General features: G+C 65.7%; 21 protein-coding genes and 1 pseudogene. 11 read left to right on the forward strand and 11 right to left on the reverse strand.

Annotation, left to right across the window (positions count from 1 at the left end; translation table 11 throughout):
• The first annotated feature begins 54 nt into the window (after window positions 1-54).
• Window positions 55-1,176, forward strand: a complete 1,122-nt coding sequence (locus IU514_RS11595) for a glycerophosphodiester phosphodiesterase family protein (protein ID WP_228760682.1) — start codon at window positions 55-57, stop codon at window positions 1,174-1,176.
• A gap of 3 nt (window positions 1,177-1,179) precedes the next feature.
• On the opposite strand, the gene IU514_RS11600 is transcribed toward IU514_RS11595, so the two are convergent.
• Window positions 1,180-1,494 (reverse strand): hypothetical protein, encoded by a 315-nt coding sequence (locus tag IU514_RS11600; RefSeq protein WP_194931283.1) that lies wholly within the window; start codon window positions 1,492-1,494, stop codon window positions 1,180-1,182.
• Between the two features lie 147 nt (window positions 1,495-1,641).
• A pseudogene (locus IU514_RS11605) lies at window positions 1,642-3,841 on the reverse strand (M3 family metallopeptidase); the annotation flags it as partial.
• Between the two features lie 193 nt (window positions 3,842-4,034).
• On the opposite strand from IU514_RS11605, the gene IU514_RS11610 reads away from it, so the two are divergent.
• The 3 genes from IU514_RS11610 to IU514_RS11620 all read left to right on the forward strand — a co-directional run bounded on the left by IU514_RS11610 (window position 4,035) and on the right by IU514_RS11620 (window position 9,345).
• Window positions 4,035-6,095: an amidohydrolase family protein gene (locus IU514_RS11610; RefSeq protein ID WP_228760683.1), complete on the forward strand. Its 2,061-nt coding sequence runs from the start codon at window positions 4,035-4,037 to the stop codon at window positions 6,093-6,095.
• A 267-nt stretch (window positions 6,096-6,362) separates the two neighbouring features.
• Window positions 6,363-8,744 carry a TonB-dependent receptor gene (locus tag IU514_RS11615; protein ID WP_386761152.1) on the forward strand — a complete coding sequence of 794 codons (2,382 nt, stop codon included), beginning with the start codon at window positions 6,363-6,365 and terminating at the stop codon, window positions 8,742-8,744.
• A gap of 118 nt (window positions 8,745-8,862) precedes the next feature.
• Window positions 8,863-9,345 carry a glutathione peroxidase gene (locus IU514_RS11620; RefSeq protein WP_194931286.1) on the forward strand — a complete coding sequence of 161 codons (483 nt, stop codon included), beginning with the start codon at window positions 8,863-8,865 and terminating at the stop codon, window positions 9,343-9,345.
• A gap of 40 nt (window positions 9,346-9,385) precedes the next feature.
• Here the strand turns inward: IU514_RS11620 and IU514_RS11625 are convergent, their stop codons facing one another.
• Both IU514_RS11625 and IU514_RS11630 read right to left on the reverse strand, forming a co-directional pair.
• Complete coding sequence (locus IU514_RS11625) at window positions 9,386-9,808, reverse strand: universal stress protein (protein WP_194931287.1); 423 nt, start codon at window positions 9,806-9,808, stop codon at window positions 9,386-9,388.
• An 87-nt stretch (window positions 9,809-9,895) separates the two neighbouring features.
• Complete coding sequence (locus IU514_RS11630; protein WP_194931288.1) at window positions 9,896-10,705, reverse strand: ferredoxin--NADP reductase; 810 nt, start codon at window positions 10,703-10,705, stop codon at window positions 9,896-9,898.
• 103 nt (window positions 10,706-10,808) lie between these two features.
• Here IU514_RS11630 and IU514_RS11635 point away from each other — a divergent pair, with 103 nt between their 5' ends.
• Window positions 10,809-11,225: a hypothetical protein gene (locus tag IU514_RS11635; protein WP_194931289.1), complete on the forward strand. Its 417-nt coding sequence runs from the start codon at window positions 10,809-10,811 to the stop codon at window positions 11,223-11,225.
• A gap of 6 nt (window positions 11,226-11,231) precedes the next feature.
• Here IU514_RS11635 and IU514_RS11640 read toward each other — a convergent pair whose 3' ends face one another.
• The 3 genes from IU514_RS11640 to IU514_RS11650 all read right to left on the reverse strand — a co-directional run bounded on the left by IU514_RS11640 (window position 11,232) and on the right by IU514_RS11650 (window position 15,286).
• The gene (locus IU514_RS11640; RefSeq protein ID WP_324187824.1) at window positions 11,232-12,425 is read right to left on the reverse strand and encodes a PQQ-dependent sugar dehydrogenase; all 1,194 of its coding nucleotides are present in this window, start codon (window positions 12,423-12,425) and stop codon (window positions 11,232-11,234) included.
• Window positions 12,426-12,501: 76 nt separating this feature from the next.
• The gene (locus tag IU514_RS11645; RefSeq protein WP_194931290.1) at window positions 12,502-14,364 is read right to left on the reverse strand and encodes an ABC transporter ATP-binding protein; all 1,863 of its coding nucleotides are present in this window, start codon (window positions 14,362-14,364) and stop codon (window positions 12,502-12,504) included.
• A 91-nt stretch (window positions 14,365-14,455) separates the two neighbouring features.
• Window positions 14,456-15,286, reverse strand: coding sequence for a hypothetical protein (locus IU514_RS11650; RefSeq protein ID WP_194931291.1), 831 nt, complete (start codon window positions 15,284-15,286; stop codon window positions 14,456-14,458).
• Window positions 15,287-15,479: 193 nt separating this feature from the next.
• On the opposite strand from IU514_RS11650, the gene IU514_RS11655 reads away from it, so the two are divergent.
• Window positions 15,480-17,039, forward strand: a complete 1,560-nt coding sequence (locus IU514_RS11655) for a fumarate hydratase (protein ID WP_194931292.1) — start codon at window positions 15,480-15,482, stop codon at window positions 17,037-17,039.
• 79 nt (window positions 17,040-17,118) lie between these two features.
• Here the strand turns inward: IU514_RS11655 and IU514_RS11660 are convergent, their stop codons facing one another.
• The 3 genes from IU514_RS11660 to IU514_RS11670 form a co-directional block, all read right to left on the reverse strand.
• The gene (locus IU514_RS11660; RefSeq protein ID WP_194931293.1) at window positions 17,119-18,075 is read right to left on the reverse strand and encodes a CBASS cGAMP-activated phospholipase; all 957 of its coding nucleotides are present in this window, start codon (window positions 18,073-18,075) and stop codon (window positions 17,119-17,121) included.
• A gap of 100 nt (window positions 18,076-18,175) precedes the next feature.
• Complete coding sequence (locus IU514_RS11665; RefSeq protein WP_194931294.1) at window positions 18,176-19,357, reverse strand: phospholipase A; 1,182 nt, start codon at window positions 19,355-19,357, stop codon at window positions 18,176-18,178.
• A 91-nt stretch (window positions 19,358-19,448) separates the two neighbouring features.
• Window positions 19,449-19,934, reverse strand: coding sequence for a DUF456 domain-containing protein (locus IU514_RS11670; RefSeq protein ID WP_194931295.1), 486 nt, complete (start codon window positions 19,932-19,934; stop codon window positions 19,449-19,451).
• Window positions 19,935-20,146: 212 nt separating this feature from the next.
• Here IU514_RS11670 and IU514_RS11675 point away from each other — a divergent pair, with 212 nt between their 5' ends.
• Window positions 20,147-20,359 carry a cold-shock protein gene (locus IU514_RS11675; RefSeq protein WP_194931296.1) on the forward strand — a complete coding sequence of 71 codons (213 nt, stop codon included), beginning with the start codon at window positions 20,147-20,149 and terminating at the stop codon, window positions 20,357-20,359.
• Between the two features lie 131 nt (window positions 20,360-20,490).
• Here IU514_RS11675 and IU514_RS11680 read toward each other — a convergent pair whose 3' ends face one another.
• Window positions 20,491-21,588: a M35 family metalloendopeptidase gene (locus IU514_RS11680; protein ID WP_228760684.1), complete on the reverse strand. Its 1,098-nt coding sequence runs from the start codon at window positions 21,586-21,588 to the stop codon at window positions 20,491-20,493.
• Between the two features lie 301 nt (window positions 21,589-21,889).
• Here IU514_RS11680 and IU514_RS11685 point away from each other — a divergent pair, with 301 nt between their 5' ends.
• Genes IU514_RS11685 through IU514_RS11700 form a run of 4 tightly spaced genes read left to right on the forward strand, consistent with a single transcriptional unit; the run spans window position 21,890 to window position 24,610 of the window.
• The gene (locus tag IU514_RS11685) at window positions 21,890-22,450 is read left to right on the forward strand and encodes a GspH/FimT family pseudopilin (RefSeq protein ID WP_194931298.1); all 561 of its coding nucleotides are present in this window, start codon (window positions 21,890-21,892) and stop codon (window positions 22,448-22,450) included.
• Window positions 22,447-22,920: a type IV pilus modification protein PilV gene (pilV, locus tag IU514_RS11690; protein WP_194931299.1), complete on the forward strand. Its 474-nt coding sequence runs from the start codon at window positions 22,447-22,449 to the stop codon at window positions 22,918-22,920. Before IU514_RS11685 ends, pilV begins: the two co-directional genes overlap by 4 nt.
• 59 nt (window positions 22,921-22,979) lie before the next feature.
• Window positions 22,980-24,086, forward strand: coding sequence for a PilW family protein (locus tag IU514_RS11695; protein ID WP_194931300.1), 1,107 nt, complete (start codon window positions 22,980-22,982; stop codon window positions 24,084-24,086).
• Window positions 24,087-24,097: 11 nt separating this feature from the next.
• Window positions 24,098-24,610 carry a pilus assembly PilX family protein gene (locus tag IU514_RS11700; RefSeq protein ID WP_194931301.1) on the forward strand — a complete coding sequence of 171 codons (513 nt, stop codon included), beginning with the start codon at window positions 24,098-24,100 and terminating at the stop codon, window positions 24,608-24,610.
• Window positions 24,611-24,617: the final 7 nt, after the last annotated feature.

The following is a 24,617-nucleotide window of genomic DNA, read 5'->3' on the forward strand; positions in this document are numbered from 1 at the left end:
GGTCGCGTTACGCTGAAATAGACTCGACGCAGACGACACCGGAACCGCATGCGAATGGCAGCCCATACGAGCCCCATCGTGATCGCCCACCGCGGCGCCAGCGGCTACCGGCCGGAGCACACGCTGGAGGCGTACCGGCTGGCGATCCACCAGGGCGCCGATTTCATCGAGCCCGACCTGGTGGCGACGAAGGATGGTGTGCTGGTCGTCCGGCACGAGAACGAGATTTCCGGCACGACCGACGTCGCCGCGCGCCCGGAATTTGCCGATCGCAGGACGACCAAGCCGGTGGATGGCGCCAGCATGACGGGCTGGTTCACAGAAGACTTCACGCTGGCCGAACTCAAGACGCTGCGCGCGAAAGAACGCATTCCCGAGTTGCGCCCAGACAATGCCCGTTTCGATGGCCTGTACGAAATCCCGACCTTCGCCGAGGTGGTGCAGCTGGCCAAGCGCGAGAGCCGCGACGGACGCCGCATCGGCATCTATCCCGAAACCAAGCACCCGACCTATTTTGCATTCGAGGGGCGCCGCCTCGATGGCAGCGTCATCGGCCTGTCGCTGGGCCAGATGCTGGTGGACACGCTGGTAGCGGAGGACTTCACTGATCCGGAACGCGTCTATATCCAGAGCTTCGAGATCGCGAACCTGATCGAACTCCATGATGTCGTCATGCCGCGTTCGAATGTGAGCGTGCCGCTGGTGCAGTTGATGGGCGAGCTGGAGTTCACGCGGCCTTACGATGTGCTCTTCAATGCGGCCCGCGGTGCGGACCTCGCGGAGATCTACAGCGGCTTGAACGGAGTCGTTTCATCGGGTGCGCAGACGCACTACGCGGACCTCGCCAGCGAGTCCGCGCTTGCCTGGATGAAAGGGCGCTACGCCACCGCCATCGGCCCCTGGAAGGGCAGTCTGCCGGTGTCGGTTTCGGCGATGGAGCAGGGCACGCATCCGTTGCTTGCGCGGGCGCTCGCTGCCGGATTGCAGGTTCACCCCTACACGTTGCGCGCGGAGGAGCCGTTCCTGTCGCGAACAACCGACGGCGCAAAGCGGCCCGTGCTGGACGAGGCGCGGTTGCTGCTTGAACTCGGCGTGCACGGATTCTTCATCGATCACCCCGACCTGGGAGTGGCCGCGCGAAACGCGCACGAAGCAGCGCGGCGCAAGGTTCTGTAATCATCATTCGATGACGCGGAATACCTGCCAATGCGGTGTGCCGGAGACGATGTAGGGCTCCAGCGCCTTGCTCCATTCCTTGTGGGCGGGAATCGTCGCAAGCTTGCTCCACGAAGCATCGAGCTCGGACAGGTCCTTGAGCGTGATCTCGACTTCGATCGTGGATTCCAGTGCACCGACCGAACCGGTCATCAGGCGGCACCTGTCCGCGGTCCAGCCGATCTCGATGGCGATGGTGCTGTGCCACTTTTTCATTGAATCGATGACGGTCTGCTTGTGACCGAAGCGGGCGTCGATATGCCAGCGGGCGATGATCATGGACGGCCTCCGTGCGCGGCGCGGAGCGCGCCGGATGCGAGCGAATTGGGGCGCGGACCCGGCAACGCCCATCCCCCGGTAGGGGGACCGGGCGAAAAAAAGCCGCCCGGATCTCTCCGGGCGGCTTCGTGCATCCGACGTTGCGTGCGGCTTACTTCTTGGCAGCCTTGTCGACGCCTGCCGCGCCCTTGCCGGCGGTCAGGCCACGCTTCTCCAGCAGCGGCTCGATCTGCGGATCGTGGCCGGCGAAGTTGCGGAACAGCTGCAGCGCGTCCTCGCTGCCGCCCTGCGACAGGAGGCTCTGGCGGAAGTGGTCGCCGTTGGCGCGGGTCAGGCCGCCGTTCTGCTTGAACCACTGCACCGAGTTCGCGTCCAGCACTTCCGACCAGATGTAGGCGTAGTAGCCGGCCGCATAGCCGCCCATGATGTGGCTGAAGTAGGTCGTGCGGTAGCGCGGCGGAACGGCGTAGAAGTTGACGCCGTCCTTCTTCAGCGCATCGGCTTCGAAGCCGATCACGCCAGCCGCGGCCGGCAGCTGGTCGGCGGTGGCCTGGTGCCAGTTCTGGTCGAGCATGGCCGCACCGAGGTATTCGGTGGTGGCGAAGCCCTGGTTGAACTTCGACGTGGCCAGCACCTTGTCCAGCAGTGCCTTCGGCATCGGTGCGCCGGTCTGGTAGTGCTTGGCGTAGTTGCCCAGGATCGACGGCCAGTCGGCCCACATCTCGTTGACCTGCGACGGGTACTCGACGAAGTCGCGCGGGACGCTGGTGCCGCTGAAGTACGGGTACTTCACGTTCGAGAACATGCCGTGCAGCGCGTGGCCGAACTCGTGGAACGCCGTGGTCACCTCATCCCAGGTCATCAGCGTCGGCTTGCCTTCCGACGGCTTGGGGATGTTGAGGTGGTTGGCGACCACCGGCTTGAAGCCGCTCAGACCGGACTGGTCGACGTAGGAGTTCATCCAGGCGCCGCCGCGCTTGGAGGCGCGCGCGTACGGGTCGAAGATGAAGATCGCCAGCTGCGAACCATCCTCGTTGAACACGTCGTACACGGTGGTGTCGGCGTGGTACTTCGGCAGGTCGGTGCGCTCCTTGAACTTCAGGCCGTACAGCTGGCCGGCGGCGTAGAACACGCCGTTCTCCAGCACGTTCTTCATTTCGAAGTACGGCTTGAGCTGCGATTCGTCGAAGCTGTACTTCGCCTGGCGCACCTTTTCGGTGTAGAAGGCCCAGTCCCACGGCTCGAGCTTGAAGGTCGGCTGTCCCTTGGCCTTCTGCTCCTTGTCGATCATCGCCTGCAGGTCGGCGGCTTCACGCTCGGCGTTGGCGACCGCCGCCGGGGCGAGCTGGCCGAGCATCTTGTTGACGGCGTCCGGGGACTTGGCGGTCTCGTCTTCCAGCACGTAGGCCGCGTAGTTCGGGTAGCCCATCATCTTGGCGCGCTCGGCACGCAGCTTGGTGACCTGCGAGACGATGCCGGTGTTGTCGAACTCGTTGCCGCGGGCGCCGCGGACCACCGAGGCCTTGTGCAGACGTTCGCGCAGGGCGCGGTTGGTCAGCGAGGCTTCCGGCGGCTGGCCGGTCGTGTTGAGCAGCGCGATGACGTACTTGCCCTCGAGCTTGCGCGCCTTGGCGGCTTCAGCGGCGGCGGCGATCTGCTCGTCGGACAGGCCGTCGAGCTCTTCCTTGGTGTCGACGACGATAGCGGACGCGTTCACTTCGGCCAGCACGTTCTGGCTGAACTTGGTGCCCAGTGCAGCCAGTTCGGAGTTGATCTGCTTCAGGCGGACCTTGTCGGCGTCGGACAGGTTGGCGCCGGAGCGGACGAAGTCGGTGTAGTAGCGCTCGACCAGGCGCACGCCCTGGGCGTCCAGGCCCAGCGAGTCGCGGGTCTCGTACAACGCCTTGACGCGCGCGAACAGCTTGCCATTGAGGTTGATGGCGTCACGGTGCGCCGACAGCTTCGGCGCGTACTCGGCCTGCAGCTTTTCGCGCGTCGGATTGGTGTCGGTGCCGACGAGGTTGAAGAACACCGTGAGCGAGCGGGTCAGCGTGCGGCCCGACTTCTCCATCGCGATGATGGTGTTGTCGAAGGTCGGCTTGGCGGAATTGTTGGCGATCGCATCGATCTCCTTCAGCTGCTCGGCCATGCCGGCGTCGAAGGCAGGAGCGAAATCGCTGTCCTTGATCTTGTCGAACTGCGGGTAGTGCAGCGACAGCGGGCTGTCGGCGAAGAACGGATTCGCGGCTTGCGCACTCACGGAGGTATCTGCCTTGGGGGATTTGGCATAGGTGGGGGCGGTTGCGGCCAAAGCCACGGCCAGCGCCAGCGCGAGAGGGTGCTTCATGGGACGGTTGCCTCGTCAAAGGGAGCCCGCAGCCTACCTGAAGGGTCACGGCCGGACCCCTGACGAAAGGCATGGGGCCGTGAACGGCTTCATCGGTATCCGGACGGCTACACTCCGGCGACCAGGCAGGCGCGGGTGGGCTTGCCGGATGTGGCGGCTCATCAACCTGAACACGTGGGGCAAGGGGAATCGCATGAAGTCGAACGTCGTGACGCTGAAATCGAGTGCGGCGCTGGCAGGCCTGCTGGCCGTGGGGATGGCCGGCAATGCCCTGGCCGCGGAAACGCTGCGCTATGTGGCTCTGGTGGACGGCGGCAAGCAGGCCGGCCAGCAGGTGGTGACGGTCCGCGACGACGGTTCGACCGCGGTCGACTTCATCTTCAAGGACAACGGCCGAGGCCCGGAGCTCAAGGAGGAATACCGTCTCGCCGCCGACGGCACGTACCAGACCTACCGGGTCCAGGGCACGTCCACGTTCGGCGCCAAGGTCGACGAAAGCTTCACGCGCGATGGCACGCAGGCGCAGTGGAGGTCGACCTCCGACGACGGCCGGCAGAGCGTCGACGGCACCGCGCTGTACTCCCCGCTGGGTGGCACCCCGGCGTCGTTCTCGGTTGCGCTCAACGCGCTGGCGCAGCGGCCCGACGGCAAGCTGTCGCTGATCCCGAGCGGCACGCTGACGTCGCGCAAGGTCGACCAGGCCGAGGTGCAGTGCGGCGGCGCCAAGCGCCAGGTGCAGTTGGTGGCCGTCACCGGTGTCGGCCTGACGCCGACCTTCGCCTGGGCGACCACGGACGCCAATCCGCGTCTGTTCGCCTATATCTATCCGGGCTACCTGCAGTTGATCGAGGACGGTTGCCAGGCTGACGCGAACGCGCTGGAAGCCAGGCAGAAAGTCGCCGAGGGCGAAGCGCTGGTCGACCTTGCCAAGCGCCTGGGTCATCGCCTCGAAGGCGCCACGCTGATCCGCAATGCGCGCGTGTTCGACAGCGAGAAGGCCACTCTCGGTCCGGCCAGCGACGTGCTGGTGCAGGGTGGCAGGATCGTGTCGGTCGCGCCCGCGGGGAAGGGCAAGGCGAAGGCCGACAACGTCGTCGACGCCGGTGGCAAGGTGCTGCTGCCCGGCCTGTTCGACATGCACGGCCACATGGGGCGCTGGGATGGCGGGCTCGACCTCGCGGCCGGTGTCACCACCGTGCGAGACATGGGCAACGACAACGCGACACTGCAGCAGATGCTGCAGGAGATCCAGTCAGGCACGCTGATGTCGCCGGACATCGTCCCGGCCGGGTTCATCGAGGGCGAAAGCAAGTTCTCCGCGCGCAACGGCTTCGTCATCAAGGACCTGGACGAGGCGAAGAAGGCCGTCGACTGGTATGCCGAGCACGGCTATCCGCAGATCAAGATCTACAACTCGTTCCCGAAGGACGTGCTGAAGGACACCGTCGCCTACGCGCACGCCAAGGGCCTGCGCGTCAGCGGACACGTGCCGGCGTTCCTCCGCGCGCAGGATGTCGTCGACAGCGGTTTCGACGAGATCCAGCACATCAATCAGTTGATGCTGAACTTCTTCGTCGACGACAAGACCGACACGCGCACGCTGGCGCGCTTCTACCTGGTCGCCGACAGGACCGACGCGCTCGATCTCGACAGCAAGCCGGTGCAGGACTTCATCCAGTCGCTGGCGTCGAAGCAGATCGTGATCGATCCGACCCTGGCGACATTCGAGTTCCTGCATCAGCGTGCGGGTGAGATGTCGCCGATCGTCGCCGATGTCGCCGACCACCTGCCGCCGGACATCCAGCGCGGCCGCCGCGTCGCCGAGATGAACATCCCTGACGACGCCACGGCAGCGAAGTACAACCGCTCGTACAGCAAGATGGTCGACTTCGTCGGCCGCGCCTACCGGGCTGGCGTGCCCATCGTGGCCGGCACCGACGAGATGGTGGGCTTCACGCTGCAGCGTGAGCTTGAGCTCTACGTGAAGGCCGGCCTGACCCCGTCCCAGGCGCTGCAGATCGCGACCTGGAACGGAGCCAAGTACAGCCGCACGCTTGACCAGCGGGGTTCGGTCAGTCCTGGCAAACGCTCCGATCTGGTGCTGATTGACGGTGATCCGACCAGGAACATCGGCGATATCCGCAAAGTGGCGCTGGTCATCAAGGGCGATACGGCCTATTACCCCAGCGAGATCCATGAAGCGCTGGGGGTCAAGCCGTTCGCCCTGCCGGTCAAGGTGGGCAAGGCCAACTGACCCCTCTGGCCCCGCAAGCCCGCGCCATCCGGGCGCGGGATGCGCCGGAGTACGGGGCTTTAACCGTCTGGTAACATTTGCCGGCCAAGTGAGCCGACATGGCGCGGATGCGACCGCGTCGGGGCCGTCAGGGGACGGCCTGAGTCACACGTGAAGACTCGTTCCATCGCCGTACCAGCATGTCGGAGAGGGCGTGCCGGTGCGTCGGCCTTCGAATCCTTGGCGCCCGTTTTGGCGCCGCCTATCGAGACCGCCCGAATGCCTTCCATGCCGCTTGCCCGCAAGCTTCCCCGTCACGCCCTGACCGCCGCCATCGCGCTGCTGCTGCCGGCCCAGGTCGCCCTCGCGCAGGACGCGCAGACCGCTGCCCCCGCGCAGTCGGAGGCCCGCACGCTCGATACGGTGCAGGTCACCGCACAGCGCAAAATCGAGAACCTGCAGGACGTTCCGGTGTCGGTCACCACGATCAATACCGAGACGCTGGACGTGCTCGGCTCGGGCGGCAACGACGTGCGCTTCATGTCCGGCCGCGTGCCCAGCCTGAACATCGAATCCTCGTTCGGCCGCGCCTTCCCGCGCTTCTACATCCGCGGCTACGGCAACACCGACTTCCGCCTCAACACGTCGCAGCCGGTGTCGCTGGTCTATGACGACGTCGTGCAGGAGAACCCGATCCTCAAGGGCTTCCCGGTGTTCGACCTAGATCGCGTCGAAGTGCTGCGCGGCCCGCAGGGCTCGCTGTTCGGCCGCAACAGCCCGGCCGGCGTGGTGAAGTTCGAGTCGACCCGTCCGTCGCAGGACTTCGGCGGCTACGGCAAGGTCGGCGTCGGCGAGGACAACATGTGGAACCTCGAGGGCGCCGTTGGCGGCGGCCTGACCGACCAGTGGTCGGCGCGCGCGTCGGTGCTGTTCCAGCGCCGCGACGACTGGGTCAACAACACGTTCCCGGGCCCGAACGATGCCTTCGAAGGCTATGACGAATCCGCCGCGCGCCTGCAGGCGCTGTACGAAGGCGAGGGCTTCGAGGCGCTGTTCAACGTGCACGCGCGCCACCTCAACGGCACCGCGCGCGTGTTCCGCGCCAACATCATCGAGCCGGGCACCAACAACCTGGTCGACGGCTTCGACGAGGACAAGGTCTCGCTGGACGGCCTGAACCACTCCGAACTGGACAGCTTCGGCGCGAATGCCCGCCTGAGCTGGGAACTCAACGACGACTACACGCTGTACTCGATCACCGGTTACGAGACGCTGGACACCTTCAGCCGCGGCGACATCGACGGCGGCTTCGGTGCGGTGTTCCTCGGTCCGGGCAACTCCGGCCCGGGCATCATCCCGTTTGCTTCGGAAACCGCCGACGGCATTCCGGACCACTCGCAGTGGACCCAGGAGTTCCGCATCGAGTCGAACTACGACGGTGCGTGGAACTGGCAGGGCGGCCTGTTCTACTTCAACGAAGACTACGACGTCGAAAGCTTCAGCTACGACTCGCTCAACAACAACCAGCAGGACGGCTACGAGCGCGTCAACCAGACCAACGACTCGTGGGCCGTGTTCGCGGCAGCGACCTGGCAGGCGACCGAGAAGCTCGAGCTGCGCGCGGGCGCGCGCTACACCTGGGACAAGAAGGATCTGAAGGTCGAGGAGTACTTCGCGGACGGCTTTGCGCCGTGCATCCGCTATCAGTTCATCTTCAACCGCCCTGACCTGGCGAAGTGCACCATCGAGCAGTTGGCCGCGCAGGAGCCGGACGGCGACCTGTCGGCTTCGACCGACGATCAGAAGTTCAGCTGGGACCTGTCGGCCACGTACGAGATCAACGACGACGTCAACGTCTACGGTCGCGTCGCCACGGGCTACCGCGGCAGCAGCATCCAGGCGGCCGGCGCGTTCAACGCCAAGTCGGTCGCCGAGCCGGAGACCTCCACGTCGTTCGAAATGGGCATGAAGGCCGACCTGTGGGACAACCGTGCGCGCATCAACGCCGGCATCTTCTACTACGAGGTCAAGGACCAGCAGCTCACCGCGGTCGGTGGCTCGGCCAATTCCAACATCCTGCTCAACGCCGACAAGTCCACGGGTCAGGGCTTCGAGCTGGACTTCCAGGCCTACCTGACCGACACGCTGCTGCTGACCCTGGGCAGCAGCTACAACGACACTGAAATCGACGATCCCGACCTGGTGGTCTCGGCCTGCGGTACCGGCCAGAAGTTCCCGAACCCGGAGGCCAACTGCACGATCCGCGACCCGCATGTCTTCGAGCAGGATCCGGTGACGGGCGATTGGACTGCGCGTGCCAATATCGACGGCAACCGCTTGCCGCAGGCGCCGGAGTGGACGCACAACCTGACCCTTCGCTGGGGCATCCCGATGGACAACGGCGGCGAGTTCTACGCCTACACCGACTGGGTCTACCGCAGCGAAGTGAATTTCTTCCTGTACGACTCGGTGGAGTTCACCGGCAAGTCGCTGGTCGAGGGTGGCCTGCGCCTGGGTTACACCTGGGGCTACGGCAAGTACGACGTTGCCCTGTACGGCCGCAACATCACCGACGAGGTGCAGGTGGTCGGCGCGATCGACTTCAACAACCTGACCGGCATGATCAACGAGCCGCGCCTGTTCGGTGCGGAGTTCAAGGCGACCTTCTGACGTCTGCCTCGATCGTTTGTTGTGCACTGACAACGCCGGGCTCGCCCGGCGTTGTCTTTTGTGCGTCCGTACGACGTGCTGCGCTATCCTTCGGCAAACGACGAACGGAGGACTCCCCATGACCACCGCCTACGATTTCACCGCCACCGACATCGACGGCCAAGCCCGTTCGCTGGACGAATACCGCGGCAAGGTGTTGCTGATCGTCAACGTGGCCTCGCAATGCGGGTTCACCCCGCAGTACACCGGCCTGGAAAAGCTTTGGCGCGACTATGGCAACCGTGGAATGGCGGTGCTCGGGTTTCCGTGCGACCAGTTCGGTCACCAGGAGCCGGGCGACGAAGCCGAGATCAAGAACTTCTGTTCGCTGAACTACGACGTCACATTCCCGATGTACGCCAAGATCGACGTCAACGGCGATGCGGCCCATCCGCTGTGGAAGTGGCTGAAGGACGAGAAGGGCGGCATCCTCGGCATCGATGCGATCAAGTGGAACTTCACCAAGTTCCTGGTCAGTCGCGACGGCCGCGTGCTGAAGCGCTACGCGCCGACCGACAAGCCCGAGTCGATCGCCAGGGACATCGAGACCGCACTGGCGTAAGCCGCGCTCCCGGCAGCCGGTGCCTGTCCGTGCGGGCATATCAGCGCACGATCGTCACCGGAAGGGTCGTGTGCGAGATCACCTTGGCCGAGACGGAGCCGAGGAACATGCCGCGTAGCGGGCCGTTGCCATGCGAGCCCATCACGATCAGGTCGACGCGCCGCTTCTTCGCGATGCCGAGCAGCACGTCGGCGACGTCGCCCACGTGGATCTCCTCCTCGAACGCGAGGCCGGCACGGCGCAGCATGCGCCGTACCTTGCCGCACATCGCTTCCGCATTCTCGGCGTGGTAGCGCGCTACGCCTTGTGCCCCGAGGGTCACTGCGACGCGCTGTAGCAACGGAACATCGACGTTGCCCAGGATTACCTGCGGCGGTTTGGCCAGCTGCTTGGATAGCGCGATGACGTGTTTGACGGCGCGCAGGCTGATGTCGCTGCCGTCGACCGCGAGCAAGATCTTCATCTGGACTTCTCCGGTGCATGCCCAACCAGAGCATACCGAGCCGGTGCTTTCCGGTACTTGATCCTGGTCAATCCGGCGGCGAGATGCTCACTTCTCCACGAAAGCGCGCTCGAACACGTACTGACCGGGCGTACCGATGCGCGGCGCAGCAGTGAAGCCACGACCGTCCAGCAGCGCGCGGAAGTCGGCCAGCATCTGCGGACTGCCGCAGATCATCGCGCGGTCGCGCCCGGAATCCAGCGGCTCGATGCCGAGCTGCTCCATCATCTGGCCGCTGGCCATCAGGTCGGTGAGGCGGCCGCGGTGGTCGTGGCCGTTGAACCGGAAGTCCTCGCGCGTCACCGCCGGGTAGTACTTGAGCTTGGCGGCGATCTGCTCGCCCAGGAACTCGTGGCGCGGCAACTCGTTGACGATGTAGTCGCGGTAAGCGAGGTCCTGCGCGTTGCGCACGCCATGGGTCAGGATGACCTTGTCGAAGCGCTCGTAGGTTTCCGGGTCCTTGATGATCGCCAGCCACGGCGCGAAACCGGTACCGGTGCCGAGCAGGTACAGATTGCGGCCGGCATGCAGGTCGTGGATCAGCAGCGTGCCAGTGGGCTTGCGCCCGACCAGTACCTGGTCGCCCGGCTGGATCGACTTCAGGCGCGACGTCAGCGGGCCGTTGGGCACCTTGATGCTGAAGAACTCGAGCTGCTCCTCCCAGTTCGCGCTGGCGATCGAATAGGCGCGCAACAGCGGGCGCGTCGAACCGTCGGCTTGCGGCACCTGCAAGCCGATCATCACGAACTGGCCGTTGTCGAAGCGGAAGCCGTCGTCGCGCGTGGTGGTGAAGCTGAAGTAGTCGTCCGTCCAGTGACGGACGTCCAGCACGGTTTCGGTGCCGAAAGCAGAGGACATTGCGGGGGCGGGGGAGTGAATCTGGGCGAATTTTACGCCACTGGCGCGGGTGTATGGGGGGCGGCCGCGGGTATCATGGGCTGAGTTCCCGGGAGGTGCGCCGATGTCCATCCATTCCAAGGCGCGCCGCGATGCGAAGAAGCGCAGGCTGTCCAAGCAGAAGACAGCGTCGCCCGAGCGTCCATCGATCGAGCCGCACGCCGAACTCCGTGATCCCGAAGGCACGCTGCTCGGCGGCATCGTCCGTCGCGAAGGCGAGTGGACCCTGGGCCTGGGAGGCCGCATCGTCGGCGAGACGCACAGCGCGGCCCGCGTGCTGGCGATCCTCCGGCGCGCCGCCGAACTGCACGAGCGCGAAGGCACGGAAGTGCGGCTGACCTGTTCCGCGGCATTGCGCGCCGCAGCCACGGAGGAGGCGGCCGGGCAGGGCCTGAGCTTCGAGCAGTTCGAGTCCAAGCTCGCGCAGGAATTGACGTCGGATGTCGCCGCCATGCCGGTGCAGGGCGGCGCCACCCACTAGCGGACCTCAGTTGCCTGGCGCGTCCAGGCGCAGCAACTGGCCGTCGGCCTCGTCGGTCAGCACATAGATCTTGCCGTCCGCGCCGACGCGCACGTCGCGGATTCGCTTGCCCAGTTCCTTCAGCAGCCGCTCCTCACCCGTGATCCTGTCGCCGTCGAGCGAGAGGCGGATCAGGCTGCCGTCCGAGAGTGCGCCCAGGAACAGGCTGTCGTTCCACTTGCTGCCCGCGTGTCCGGTGTAGAACGCCATGCCCGACAGCGCGGGCGAGACCGGCCAGTAATGGTGGGGCTGCTCCATGCCCGGCGCGGACGTGCCGATCGCCTCGGGAATCTTCAGGCCGGAGTAGTTGATGCCGTAGGTGATGATCGGCCAGCCATAGTTCTTGCCGGGCTCGGGGATGTTGATCTCGTCGCCGCCGCGCGGGCCGTGTTCGGCTTCCCACACTTTGCCGGTGCGCGGATCGAGGGCCAGCGACTGCATGTTGCGGTGGCCATAGCTCCAGATTTCCGGGCGTGCATCCTTGCGGCCGTTGAACGGGTTGTCGGCGGGGACACTGCCATCGAGGTTCAGGCGCACCAGCTTGCCCTGCAGCATGTCGAGCTTCTGCGCGGTCGGGCGATCGTTGCGCTCGCCCTGGCTGATGAACATGTGGCCCTTGCCGTCGAAGACGATGCGCGAGCCGAAGTGGTTGGGGCCGACCAGCTTGGGTTGCTGCTGGTACACGCGACGCACGTCGCTCAGGCCGGAATCGCCTAGCGTGGCGATCGACACGGCGGTGCCGGCGCTCCCGTCCGGGCCCGGTTCGGAGTAGCTCAGGTAGATGCGCCTGCTGGTGGCGAAGTCGGGCGCAAGCACGACATCGAGGAGGCCGCCCTGACCTTCGGCCCACACCTGCGGCACGCCGGACAGCGGCGCAGACAGCGCACCATCGGCGGACACACGGCGCAGGCGTCCCGGGCGTTCGGTCACCAGGAATCCGCCGTCGGACAGCAGCGCGACCGACCACGGGTGTTCGAGGCCAGATGCGATCGTGGTGACGCGGACGGCGCCGTTCTTGCTCGACACCTCCTGCGACGGCAACTGCTTCGGCGCCGCGGTTGAGGCAGTCGTGGCCGAGGCGGCTTCATTCATCGGCGCCTGGCAGGCGGCAAGGGCCAGCGACAAACCGAGGGCGATCAGTGTGCGATTGGAAGGAAGCATGTGGCAGTTCCGTCGTATGGATAAGGGAAGCGTAGCGAAATCCCGTCGATCATATCGGGCAGGTGTTGGCGGCATTTCAGCGATAGCCCGAAGCCTGCAGTTCGAACAGTTCGGCATAGCGGCCGCCCTGTCGAAGCAATTGCTCGTGTGTGCCGCTGGCCTCGAGGCGTCCTTCGGCGAGAACCAGGATCCGGTCGGCCATGCGCACGCTGCTGAAGCGATGCGAGATCAGCACGGCGGTCTTGCCTTCCGACAGTTCCTTGAAGCGCTGGAACACTTCGAACTCGGCTCGCGCGTCCAGTGCCGCCGTCGGCTCGTCGAGGATCATCACCTGCGCATCGCGCATGTAGGCGCGGGCGATCGCGATCTTCTGCCATTGTCCTCCGGAGAGGTCGACGCCGGTCTTGAAGCGTCGGCCGATCACCTGGTCGTAACCCTGCGGCAGGGTTTCGATCACCTCGTCGGCCATCGCCCGGCGCGCAGCGTCGCGGACGCGCTCGCGGTCGCCCATCGCATCGATCTGGCCGACGCCGATGTTCTCGCCGGCAGTCAGGTGATAGCGGACGAAGTCCTGGAAGATCACTCCGATGCTGGCGCGCAGTTCGTCCAGGTCGTATTCGCGCAGGTCTCGGCCGTCCAGCATGATGCGGCCTTCGTCGGGGTCGTACAGGCGCGCGAGCAGCTTGACCAGCGTGGTCTTGCCGGCGCCGTTCTCGCCGACCAGCGCGAGCACCTCGCCGGCGTGCAGCTCGAAGCTGAGGTTGCGCAACGCCCAGCGTTCGGCGTCTGGATAACGGAAGCCGACATTCTCGAACACGAAGCCACGCGCGATCGGGCGGGGCACGGCTAGCGGATTAGCCGGGGAGACGATCTCCGGCTGGATCTCGAAGAACGAGAACAGATCATCGAGATAGAGCGCCTGCCCGGCGACCTGCGAGAAGCCTACCAACAGTCCTTCGAGCAGCTGGCGCAGGCGGCGGAAGCTGCCGGCGAGGAAGGTAAGGTCGCCGATGCTGAAGTCGCCCCTGACCGTGCGCCAGGCGATGTAGGCATAGGCGAAGTAGTAGCCCAGCGTGCCCAATGCCGCCAGCAGCGTGCCCCACACGGCGCGTCGGCGGGCGAGGGCGCGATTGGCCCGGAAGAACTTGTCGGCCAGTTCGCGGTATCTGGAAATCAGATAGCGATGGAGGTTGAAGATCTTCACCTCCTTCGCTGTTTCCACGCTCGCGCCCATCTGGCGTACGTACTCGAGCTGGCGACGTTCCGGCGTCCAGGCGAAGTTGAGCGAATAGCCCAGCGCATTGAAGTGCGCTTCGCCGACGAAGGCCGGCACCAGCGCCACCGCCAACAACGCAATCAGCCATGGCGCGTACACGAGCAGGCCTGCGGCGAAGCTGAGGACGGTGATCGTGTCCTGCACCTGGCCAAACAACTGGCTCATCAGGTTCATGCGCCCCATCGTCTGCCGGCGCGCGCGGTCCAGCTTGTCCTGCAGGTCCGGATCCTCGAAATCCTCCAGGTCGAGCGTCGCGGCATGCTCCATCAGCCGCACGCTGGTCGCGTTGGTGAACAGTTCCGACAGCAGCGCATCGCCGTAGCTGATCAGCCGGCCCAGCAGGTCGGATCCGATCGCCAGTGCGAACTCGACCACCAGCAGCCATGCGAGCGTGTCGAGCTGGTCGCTGTGCCAGGCCGCGCCGACCGATTCGAACTGCACGCCCGCTGCGACCAGGCGTACCGCTTCGTCGATGATGAGCTTGCCGACATAGAGCGTCGCGATCGGCAGGAACGCCCTCACCACGCGAAGTCCCAGCGTGGTGAGGGTCAGGCCCGGGCTGGTGCTCCAGATCTGCCGCAGAAAGGGCGGCAAGTTGCGCAGCGCATCGAAGCGCTCACGAAGGCTGGGTTTCCCGGATGCGGGTATGGCAGATGACGACATGCGCCGATTCTGCCCGCCCCGCGATGATGGCCGGTGAATGCCGCCGGCAGGAGACGCGCCACCACGCGATCAGTGGCGCGCTCGAAGGGGCTCAGAAACGGTAGACGTAGCCCAGGCGCAGGCCGCTGTCATTGAAATCGACATTGCCGGAGAAATCCGACTTGTCGGCATCGACACTGATCTTGCTGGTCGTGTAGTCGAGCAGGAAGCCCGAGCGGTCCCAAGGGAACCACTCGACGCCGATGCGGCCGAAGTAGACGTCGCCGTCGACATCGTTGACGTTCATCGAGAAATAGCCGGCATCGGCGGACATGCGCCAATCGTCGGCGAAGGCCCAGCGCCAGCTGCCACCGATGGTCGGCGCGGGCAGGTCGGCAGAGACATCGTTGCTGATCGCGCCGCCCACCTGGTTGCCGCTGGAGTCGATATCGAGCGACAGGCCCAGCTTCATCCGGTACCAGAGCAGGCCCACGCGCGGCCCAAGGGCCCAGGTCTCATTGTTGGCTGCCCACCACACGTAGTAGGCCTCGTAGGAGTCGATGTCGAAGTCGACGCGCACGGTGCTCTGGGCCTCGTAGACGGTGCCATCGAACTCGAAGGTGCGCTGGGTCTGACGGGTCTTGTCGGAGCTTTGCGTGTAGTAGGAGAGGCCGAACTCGTGGTTTTCCCAGGGGCGCCAGGTGAGACCGAGGTTGGCGATGATGTTGTCGTTGTCCAGACCCAGGTCACGCTCCAGGTCGATGGGCGTGCCGCGCTCGGTTTCGCCGTCGGCACGGATTTCGGTATCGAACTTGCTGACATAGCCGCTCAGCCGGAAGCTGAAGGTGTCCAGCGGCTCGACCGCCAGCGCGGCGGACGGCATCAGGGTCAGGAGGGAAAAACAGGCGGCACCTGCGATTGCTTGGCGCGTCGACAACGGCATGGCGAGCTCCCCGTGGGTGGATGCGCGGCCGGCATGAGGCCACGTTACGCCCGGTCAAACGTTCCATGCGGTCCGTGGCGGACACGTGAAGGCTTGGCCGCCGGTCGCTCGGCGGGTGAAGCGTGGGGTGTCCCGACCGCGCTCCCGTCCCAGCCGCTAAAATACCGGCCCCAACCGCCAGTCCCAGCCCGCCGTGAGTCCAAGCCAGTCCCCGAGCCGCCCGGTCGCCGGTCAGCCCGTCTCGATCCGCCAGGAAGACCTGATCCAGTCGATCGCCGACGGCCTTCAGTACATCAGCTACTACCACCCGGTCGACTACATCCGGAACCTCGCCGCCGCCTACGAGCGCGAGGAGTCGCCGGCAGCCAAGGACGCTATCGCGCAGATCCTGATCAACTCGCGCATGTGCGCCGAGGGTCACCGCCCGATCTGCCAGGACACCGGCATCGTCACGGTGTTCCTTGAGATCGGCATGAACGTGCGCTGGGACGACGCCACGATGGGCGTGGAGGAGATGGTCCACGAGGGTGTGCGCCGCGCCTACAACCACCCGGACAACAAGCTGCGCGCCTCGGTGCTGGCCGACCCTGCCGGCAAGCGCACCAACACGAAGGACAACACGCCGGGCGTGGTCAACGTGAAGGTCGTCCCGGGCAACACGGTCGAGGTGATCGTCGCGGCCAAGGGCGGCGGTTCGGAAGCCAAGAGCAAGTTCGCGATGCTCAACCCGTCCGACTCGATCGTCGACTGGGTGCTCAAGACCGTGCCGACGATGGGCGCCGGCTGGTGCCCGCCGGGCATGCTCGGCATCGGCATCGGCGGCACCGCCGAGAAGGCGATGCTGCTGGCCAAGGAAGCACTGATGGAGCCGATCGACATCACCGAGCTGCAGGCTCGCGGCGCGTCCAGCCGTGCAGAGGAGCTGCGCCTGGAGCTGTACGACAAGGTCAACGCGCTGGGCATCGGCGCGCAGGGCCTGGGCGGCCTGACCACGGTGCTGGACATCAAGGTCAAGGACTACCCGACCCACGCCGCCAACCTGCCGGTGGCGCTGATCCCCAACTGCGCCGCGACCCGCCACGCGCACTTCACGCTCGACGGCAGCGGCCCGGTGATGCTGGATCCGCCGTCGCTCGCCGACTGGCCGGAGCTGACCTACGACGCCTCCAAGGGCCGCCGCGTCAATCTCGACACGGTGACGAAGGAGGAAGTGGCCAGCTGGAAGCCGGGCGAGGTGCTGCTGCTCAACGGCAAGCTGCTCACCGGCCGCGATGCCGCGCACAAGCGCATGGTCGACATGCTCAACAAGGGCGAGGAACTGCCGGTCGACCTCAAGGGCCGCTTCATCTATTACGTCGGCCCGGTCGATCCGGTGCGCGACGAAGTCGTGGGCCCGGCTGGCCCGACGACGGCCACGCGCATGGACAAGTTCACCGAGCAGGTGCTGGCGCAGACCGGCCTGATGGGCATGGTCGGCAAGGCCGAGCGCGGCCCGGCAGCCATCGAGGCGATCCGCAAGCACGGCTCGGCCTACCTGATGGCGGTCGGCGGTGCGGCCTATCTCGTGTCCAAGGCGATCAAGGCGGCCAAGGTCGTCGGCTTCGCCGATCTCGGCATGGAAGCGATCTACGAGTTCGACGTGCAGGACATGCCGGTGACGGTGGCCGTGGATTCCACAGGCGAGTCGGTGCACAAGACCGGCCCGCGCGAGTGGCAGGCGCGCATCGGCAAGATCCCGGTCGTCGTCGAATAACGCGCTGCACGATCGCGGTACGCAGGAAGCCCGGGCATGTCCCGGGCTTCTCGTTTTCCGGTGAAAATGAAGCCGCCCGTTACAGTCGGGTGGCCAGTGCGGCGAGCTTGGCTTGCGTGGCTGCGTCGATCAGATAGTTCCGGGCCAGGGTCTCCAGCGCGGCGATGTTGGTCGCGCTGACATCGTCCAGGTCGTCCAGTCCGGCCAGCAGTTCGGCCTGCAACCGGAAGTAACCATCGCCGACCAGGTGCTGCGCGATGTAGTCGACGGCGTCGGTGCTGCCATCGAACAACACGTCGATGATGGGGATGGCCCATTCCACCGCGCCCCATTCCTGCGCGGATTTCAGGTCGATCGGACGGTTGCGCTCGCCGCTGCCCACCGACAGCACCACCAGGTCCTGTGCGCTGTCGACGCGCGCATCCTTGCGCAATGCTTCGGCGATGGCGCACGCGGTCGGATTGTTGGCCACGACACCGCCATCGATCATCGCGCGGCGATGGCCCTCCACCTTCATCGGGTGCGCGGGAAAATAGGTGGGTGCGGCCGAGGATGCGCGGCAGACCTCCCACATCGGCAGGTCCGCATGCTCGGGCTTGAAGCTCTTGAACACGATCGGCGTGCGCGAAATCGTGTCGTAGCTGGTGATCAGCAGGGGCTTCTTCGCCTGTCCCAGCGTCGCGGCGCCGAAGACTTTCTTCAGCACCTTTTCCAGGCCCTTGCCGTCGTAGCGGGGCGCGGAGATGCCCTGGGTGAACATCCGGCCGGCGCGGGACCACAGGCGTCCGGCCATGCCCGGGAAGATGTCGTGGCCCTGTTCGCGGTACAGCTGCGCCAGTTGACCGGGCGGAAAACCGAGTGCGAGCCCGCAGGCGATGATCGCGCCGGTCGAGCTGCCCGCCAGCAGGTCGAAGCTCTTGAGGATGCCAGGCTTGCCGGCGTGGATGAGCGCGTCCTCGACGCCACCGAGCCACAGGCAGCTGACCAGGCCGCGTATGCCGCCGCCGTCCAAGGATAGGATGCGGCGCATCTTCATCGTGACGTCTCCCTGCACTCCCTGCATTCCTTCTCCAGCATCCGGCAATGGGACGTCATGATCCGCGACGCCGGTCGCACAGCCTGCGAACCGGCGGCGCTCAGTACCACTCCAGCAGCGAGACCCCCAGTCCGACATAGGTGGCGCGGTGGTTGTAGTCGATCAGGCTCTCGCCATAGCCGTCGAACACCTGCAGATGGCCGCGCAGGCTGTTGTGGATCGGGAAGCCCCAGTCGAACTGCACGGCGCCATGAGAGCGATCGCCGCCCCGCAGCGAGTGGCGGCCCATCAGCGCGAACTCGTGGCCGTCGTACCGGTAGACCAGCGTGGCGTCGGCACGCCCGGCGTAGTCCTGGATGTCAGGGTTGTTGTCGTCGGCACCACTCTCCGGCACTCGCCACCAGGGCCGGACCGTCAGCGCCCAGTTCTCGCGGTCGAGCCCGACCATGCCGATGACGCGGTTCCAGCTGCGCGAAAGCGGATTGGCGCGGCCGTTGGATTGATGGTTGAAGCTGACGCCCGCCATCCGCCCGTTCCAACCCCCGAGCCGATAGTTGTTGCGGAACATCAGCATCACTTCGGGCTCGTAGTTGGTCTCGCGGAACGGCCGTGAGGTCTCCGGGCTGTAGACCTGCCAGTGCGAGCTCTGGGTGTAGGCCATCCACAGGTCGCCGTTGTCGCCGAACATGTTTTCCCAGGCCTTGGTCTTGAAGCTCAGCTGGAACTTGGCCTCGAGCGCGTCGACCGGGATCGGTTCCTGCACCGTGTTGAGCGGATTGGGCGAAAGCGGCGTCTCGTTGGGACTGCTGCTCCAGAACGCGGGCAGCAGGTAGACCGGCTTGTACGCCCGGAAGTTGAAGATGCCGAGCTTGGAATCGCGGGCCAGCTCCCAGCGGCTGTCGAGCAGCGAGCCCTTGCCGGCATTGGCGATCGCGCTTCGCAGCGGATCGTCATGGACGTAGAGGTCGCCCTGCGTTGGCGATGTGGCCTCGGTGGGTTCGGTCGGCTGGATCTGGTCGGCGAGCTCCAGGTTCTTCTGGATCGCGCGCGCCTCCTTGGCCGCGATGTCGGCGCGTTGCGTGTCGCGCGCGCTGCGGCCGAGGGCGGCGTCGTAGCAGGCCAGGCGATCGGCATCGATATTGATCGAGAGGCACGCTTCGGGAGTGGCGGGCGTGGCCGGCGTCTGGGCATGGACCGGTTGGGGAGCGGCGGAGGCCGCAGCCAGCAACAGGATCGTGGGTCGGAGAGTTGGGAGACTGTCGCGCTTGAAAGCTGGCGTCATGCGTCGCTCGGTGGCGTATCGGTTTTTCGCTGGCAGTCTGGCATCGCCACACTGCCTCGATAGTGAATGTCGGCCCGGTATTTTCGGGCGGTCAGACGAACCAGGCCAGCGCGAACAGGCCGACCATCGCGAAGGCGAGGCCGAGCTTGAGCACCACGCCGAAGACGATGCCCAGCCACGTGCCGAAGCCCACGCGGGTGGCATGCAGCACTTCGCGGCCATGGATGAGCTCGCCCGCGAGCGCACCCACGAACGGACCGACGAACAGTCCGAGCGGACCGAAGAACAGGCCCGCCAGCGTGCCGAGCATCGCCCCGGCCACGGCGAGCTTGCTGGCGCCCACCCGCTTGGCGCCCATCGAGGTGGCCAGGAAATCGATGCCGAGGGAGAGCAGGGTCAGCAGGCCCAGGATCACCAGCGGGATCCATCCGACCTGCTGGAAGTCGCCGGCCCAGGCGGCCAGCAGCATGCCGGCGAATACGAGGGGCAATCCCGGCAGCGCGGGCAGCACGGTGCCTGCGATTCCGACCAGGATAAGCAGGCCTGCCAATACGTAATAAATAGGTGTGGGGTCCATTCCGTAATCCGTTCTTGGGGCGACTTTGCACGGATTGCATTTTCATCCGGTGCGGGGTACCGTGCGGTCGCTGTGTTTGCCAGGGTCACCGTGAATCGTGGCCCGATGCGGTTGATCCATCGATCCGCTACATCGTTGCACCTCGCTTCCTCCTTGCAACCAGCACGCGTCGTAAACGCGCTTACAACCAATGTTCCAAGGAGAAAGTATAAATGTCGAACAACCGCGAAACCGGTGTCGTCAAGTGGTTCAACGACGCTAAGGGCTTTGGCTTCATCAGCCGCGAGAATGGCGAAGACGTTTTCGTGCACTTCCGCGCCATCCAGTCCCAGGGCTTCAAGAGCCTGAAGGAAGGCCAGAAGGTCACCTTCACGGTCGTCCAGGGTCAGAAGGGCCTGCAGGCTGACGCCGTCGAGCCGATGTAATCAAAAGAGGCCTGGCGCGGTTTTCCGCGCATGGGACTTCAGGAAAACCCGGCCTCGGCCGGGTTTTCTTTTTTGCTTTCTCCAAAACAGCAGCGGCGGCCCAGATGGGCCGCCGCCGGCAGTGCCAGGCCTCAGTTGAGTGACGGCGTGTTCTCGGCGAAATACTCGTGGTTATCGGCGTTGTTGAGCGCGCCATTGGGATCCGTGGCCGCGAGGTTTCTCGCCCCGGTCTGGCCGTAGACGACGTCGTCGGTGCCAGCGACCACATTGAAATGACTCATTTCATGGATCAGGGTGCCGGCCTTGGAATCCGTGCCGGTGCGAGGTGCGGTCCAGAAGGCCCTGCAGACGAAGATCTCGTATTCCCGGGTCGGGTACACGTAGGCGTAGTAATTCTGGTTGCAGCCGCAGTTGATCGTGACCTGGCCATTGTTCTGGTCGATGGCCGCATCGATCGCGACGAAGTGCTGGCTTGCCGTGTTGAAGCGCGACGTGGTGTAGGCGCCGAACCACGTCGTGTAGCGCGACCCCGGTGTGCCGGCGGCAAGGTATCCCTTGGCGTTCTCGGCGTATCCGCGCGCCGATACCACCGCGTCGCCGGCACCGTTGATCTGGGTAGTCGAGCAGCCCTTGTAGGTCACGCCGTTGACGACCGTGCCACCGGTCCCCGGCTTGCCCTTGCCGGCAGTGCCATTGCCCTTGGCCGCGCCAAGCTGGTCGGCGCCATCCACCCAGAGCCGCAGCGGAGCGCTTTGGGCGAGCATCGGAAGCCCGTTGCCCTGCTGGAGCATGCTGCCGTCCGACAGCGAAGCGTGCTGCAACGGCGAGCGGAAGGTGACGACGTACTCGCCGGTCTTCGACAGGTCGTAGGCGCTCGACAGGTCGACCACGCGACGCAGGGTTTCGCCGGCACGGAGGATCGTGAAGTCGGCCGCCTGCGGCAGGCCGCGCTTGATCAGGGCGCCTTCGTATTGGACTGCGACGCCGTCCCGGCTGACGCCGAAGAGTTTCGAATCGATGAACTCCGACGGCAGTTCCCAGTTGGGAACGCGCACGGTGTGCCGGCTGGTGTTGGTCACGGTTACCTCGATCGCGCCGAGGAAGCCTCCCGCCTGCGCCGGTGCGGCCACGACGCTGATGCGCAGGGGATTGGTCTTGGCGAGAGGAGGTGCGGCGGTGGCGGCGGCAACGGCGCCGGCCAGGACGGCAGCGCCGGAAACGACGTGCATGAGGCGGAATTCCATTCGAAACCCCCGGAGTGTGTTGGTGAGGCCCGCGGACGCGGACCGGCCGACACTAGCCGGATGAGGCTCGCCGCGCAGTGACGGGAACCCGACGGGCGGGCGTCAAAATATGCGACCGCTTCCAGATTTTGTGATAAAAAAACCGCTGGTCGGTTTATTTGGCCATTCCATCCGCTATTTTATGCCGCATGTCGGCTGTATTGGCCGCCGTCGATCTCGGGGATGACGGTAGCGCCCAGCCCGGGCGTCAGGGGAAGGAAAGGACAAGGACAGGGGGAGGGGACGCATGCGCGCTCTATCGCGCGGTTTCACGCTGGTGGAACTACTGGTCACCTTGGCTGTGGCGGCGATCCTGCTCGCCATGGCGACGCCGTCGTTCGCCGACCTGCTGCGTGCCAATCGTCTGGCAGCCGCCAACAACGCGCTGGTCACGGCACTGAATGTCGCGCGCGCCGAAGCGCTGCGCAGGGGCCAGCCTGTCACTGTCTGCGCCAGTACCAATCAACGCTCCTGCAGTGCCAGCACCGACTGGGCCACCGGCTGGGTGGTATTCCAGGATACGGCCATGAGTGGCACGCCCGCGGCTCCCGCTAGCAGTTCGGGCGCCGATTACGAAAGCCGGATGGTGTCGGTGTCGGCCGCGACCGATGCAGGGTTCACGCTTACCGGCGCCGACCAGTGGTACCGCTACTCGCCCACCGGCACCCTCAGCTGGAGCACGGCAGGAACCCTTGGCGAGCGCAGCTTCGTCCTGCGCAACAGCCTGTGCCGCGGCAACCAGCTCCGCAGGATCACCGTCAACCGCATCGGCCGCATTCGCAGCGCCGCGGAGTCGTGCACTCAATGAAAACCTCACGCACACAACGAGGCTTCAGCCTGATCGAAGTGCTGGTCGCGCTGGTGGTCACGACCATGGGGCTGCTGGGACTCGCGTCGCTTCAGCTGTTGTCGATCAAGACCCAGCACAACGCCTTCATGCGCGGCCAGGCTACGCAGCTCAACCACGACATGATCGAGCGGATGCGCGGCAACTGCGCCGCGGCGCTGGTCGGGTCCTACAACCTGGCACTGACCGGCACGCCCGGCTCCGGCACGGATCTGCCCAGCACCGATCTGCGGCAGTGGCGGGCACGCATCGCCCAGGCGCTGCCGGAGGGCACCGGTTCGATCGCCGTCAATGCCACCACCCGGGTGGCCACCGTAACCGTGCGCTGGAACGACGCGCGCGGCGACCAGGGTGCCGAGAACGCGCCGCTGGTTGCCGGCGATCCAGCGTTGCTGACCTTCAGCGAGAGCACGCGCCTATGTACCCAATGATGCGGACGTCGCAGATTGCGAATAAGCGGAACGGATTCCGTCCGTCACTCGGGCGTACCGTGGGCCTGTCGCTGATCGAACTGATGGTGGCGATGGTCCTGGGCCTGCTGCTGCTGGGCGCGGTCCTGCAGGTCTACCTGTCGACCAAGATGACCTTCGTCGCCCAGGACCAGAAGTCCGGCGTCGAGGAAACCGGCCGCTATGCGCTGGAGTTCGTTGCCCGTGACGTGCGGATGGCCGGACTGACCGGCTGCGCCAGCCGGACCATGCCGGGCGCGCAGTTCCCCGTTACCAACTATCTCAACGGCGGCACCGCGTTCCCGTGGCAGTTCACGGCCGCGATCATGGGGTTCGAAGCCAATGGCAGCGCCCCCGGGAGCACGCTGACGCTGGCGGCCAGCGATCCTGCGCCCGGCGGTACGTGGAACGCCACCTTGCCGCAGACGCTGCGCGACTTGAACCTGGCGATCCCGGGTTCGGATGTGCTCCTGCTCGGTGGCATCGGCGCGCAGACCTGGCCCCTGGTCGACCCGTTCAACAGCGGCTCGCAGATGTTCGTGCAGACCGGCAACGACATTTCGCTGGGCGACGTGTTGTTCGTCACCGACTGCGCGCAGGGCATGATCTTCCAGGCCACGAACGTGACCCAGGCCGGCGGCAGGACCAACGTGGTCGGGTCCAACGGCAACACGGTGTCGCCCGGCAACGCCAGCAACATTGCCGGCAACGGCCCCAACGGCAGCGCCTTCCGCGACGGCGCGATGATCGCCCGTGCAACCAGCACGGCGTACTTCATCGGTCGCGGCTCCGGCAATGCACCGTCGCTGTTCCGCGCGACGCTGCTGGCTCCGGACAGCACTCCCAACCAGCGCCAGCTGCGCGCGGAGGAACTGGTAAGCGGCATCGAGTCCATGCAGCTGCTCTACGGCGTGGACAGCGACGGCGACTTCGCCATCAACAGCTACCAGACCGCGGCCGGCGTCACCGACTGGAGCCAGGTCCGCACCGTGCAGATGTCGGTGCTGGCCCGGGCGCAGGAGAACAGCCTCGCGCAGGACGACTCCGCCACCTATTCGCTGGCGGGAACCACCGTCAATCCAGTCGATGACCGCCGCCAGCGCCGCGTGTTCTCCATGACCATTTCGCTACGGAACCGCCTGCCATGACCGCGCGCCCGATGCTTCCCATCCCTGCACGTCGCGTTCCTGCGCATCGCGCCCGCGGTTCGGTGCTGATGATCAGCCTGATGATCCTCATCGTGCTCACGCTGCTGGTGCTTGCCGCCATGCGCGGGTCGACGCTGATGGAGCGTCTGGTCGGCAACTCGCGCCAGCTCGACCAGGCCTTCCAGACCACCGAAGCAGCGCTGCGACACGGCGAAGGGCTGGTCGACGGAACCTTGCCGAACGTACTCACCGCCAATGGCTGGTACCACTACGCCGCCAAGCCCGCGCCGGACTTCAGCACGCCGACCGCGTGGGACGCGGGCGGCAACGGCAAGATCAGTTACTCCATCGACGGCGCGAACGCGCAGATCGCGATCGAGGAACTGCCTCCCGTGCCAGATCCAGGTGGCGGCCTCAATCCGACCGAACAGCCGCAGGAAACCACGGTGTACAGGATCAGCGCGCGTGGCTACGGCCAGCGCGGCGACACCTTCGTGATTCTGCAAACCACCTACCGGCGTTGACCGAGGG

Source organism: Lysobacter niastensis, from assembly GCF_015453285.1.
Lineage (GTDB): Bacteria > Pseudomonadota > Gammaproteobacteria > Xanthomonadales > Xanthomonadaceae > Lysobacter_J > Lysobacter_J niastensis.

Coding starts and splice junctions, on each gene's coding strand:
- IU514_RS11595 (WP_228760682.1), top strand. CDS start 55: ATGGCAGCCCATACGAGCCCCATCGTGATCGCCCACCGCGGCGCCAGC.
- IU514_RS11600 (WP_194931283.1), bottom strand. CDS start 1,494: ATGATCATCGCCCGCTGGCATATCGACGCCCGCTTCGGTCACAAGCAG.
- IU514_RS11610 (WP_228760683.1), top strand. CDS start 4,035: ATGAAGTCGAACGTCGTGACGCTGAAATCGAGTGCGGCGCTGGCAGGC.
- IU514_RS11615 (WP_386761152.1), top strand. CDS start 6,363: ATGCCGCTTGCCCGCAAGCTTCCCCGTCACGCCCTGACCGCCGCCATC.
- IU514_RS11620 (WP_194931286.1), top strand. CDS start 8,863: ATGACCACCGCCTACGATTTCACCGCCACCGACATCGACGGCCAAGCC.
- IU514_RS11625 (WP_194931287.1), bottom strand. CDS start 9,808: ATGAAGATCTTGCTCGCGGTCGACGGCAGCGACATCAGCCTGCGCGCC.
- IU514_RS11630 (WP_194931288.1), bottom strand. CDS start 10,705: ATGTCCTCTGCTTTCGGCACCGAAACCGTGCTGGACGTCCGTCACTGG.
- IU514_RS11635 (WP_194931289.1), top strand. CDS start 10,809: ATGTCCATCCATTCCAAGGCGCGCCGCGATGCGAAGAAGCGCAGGCTG.
- IU514_RS11640 (WP_324187824.1), bottom strand. CDS start 12,425: ATGCTTCCTTCCAATCGCACACTGATCGCCCTCGGTTTGTCGCTGGCC.
- IU514_RS11645 (WP_194931290.1), bottom strand. CDS start 14,364: ATGTCGTCATCTGCCATACCCGCATCCGGGAAACCCAGCCTTCGTGAG.
- IU514_RS11650 (WP_194931291.1), bottom strand. CDS start 15,286: ATGCCGTTGTCGACGCGCCAAGCAATCGCAGGTGCCGCCTGTTTTTCC.
- IU514_RS11660 (WP_194931293.1), bottom strand. CDS start 18,075: ATGAAGATGCGCCGCATCCTATCCTTGGACGGCGGCGGCATACGCGGC.
- IU514_RS11665 (WP_194931294.1), bottom strand. CDS start 19,357: ATGACGCCAGCTTTCAAGCGCGACAGTCTCCCAACTCTCCGACCCACG.
- IU514_RS11670 (WP_194931295.1), bottom strand. CDS start 19,934: ATGGACCCCACACCTATTTATTACGTATTGGCAGGCCTGCTTATCCTG.
- IU514_RS11675 (WP_194931296.1), top strand. CDS start 20,147: ATGTCGAACAACCGCGAAACCGGTGTCGTCAAGTGGTTCAACGACGCT.
- IU514_RS11680 (WP_228760684.1), bottom strand. CDS start 21,588: ATGCACGTCGTTTCCGGCGCTGCCGTCCTGGCCGGCGCCGTTGCCGCC.
- IU514_RS11685 (WP_194931298.1), top strand. CDS start 21,890: ATGCGCGCTCTATCGCGCGGTTTCACGCTGGTGGAACTACTGGTCACC.
- pilV (WP_194931299.1), top strand. CDS start 22,447: ATGAAAACCTCACGCACACAACGAGGCTTCAGCCTGATCGAAGTGCTG.
- IU514_RS11700 (WP_194931301.1), top strand. CDS start 24,098: ATGCTTCCCATCCCTGCACGTCGCGTTCCTGCGCATCGCGCCCGCGGT.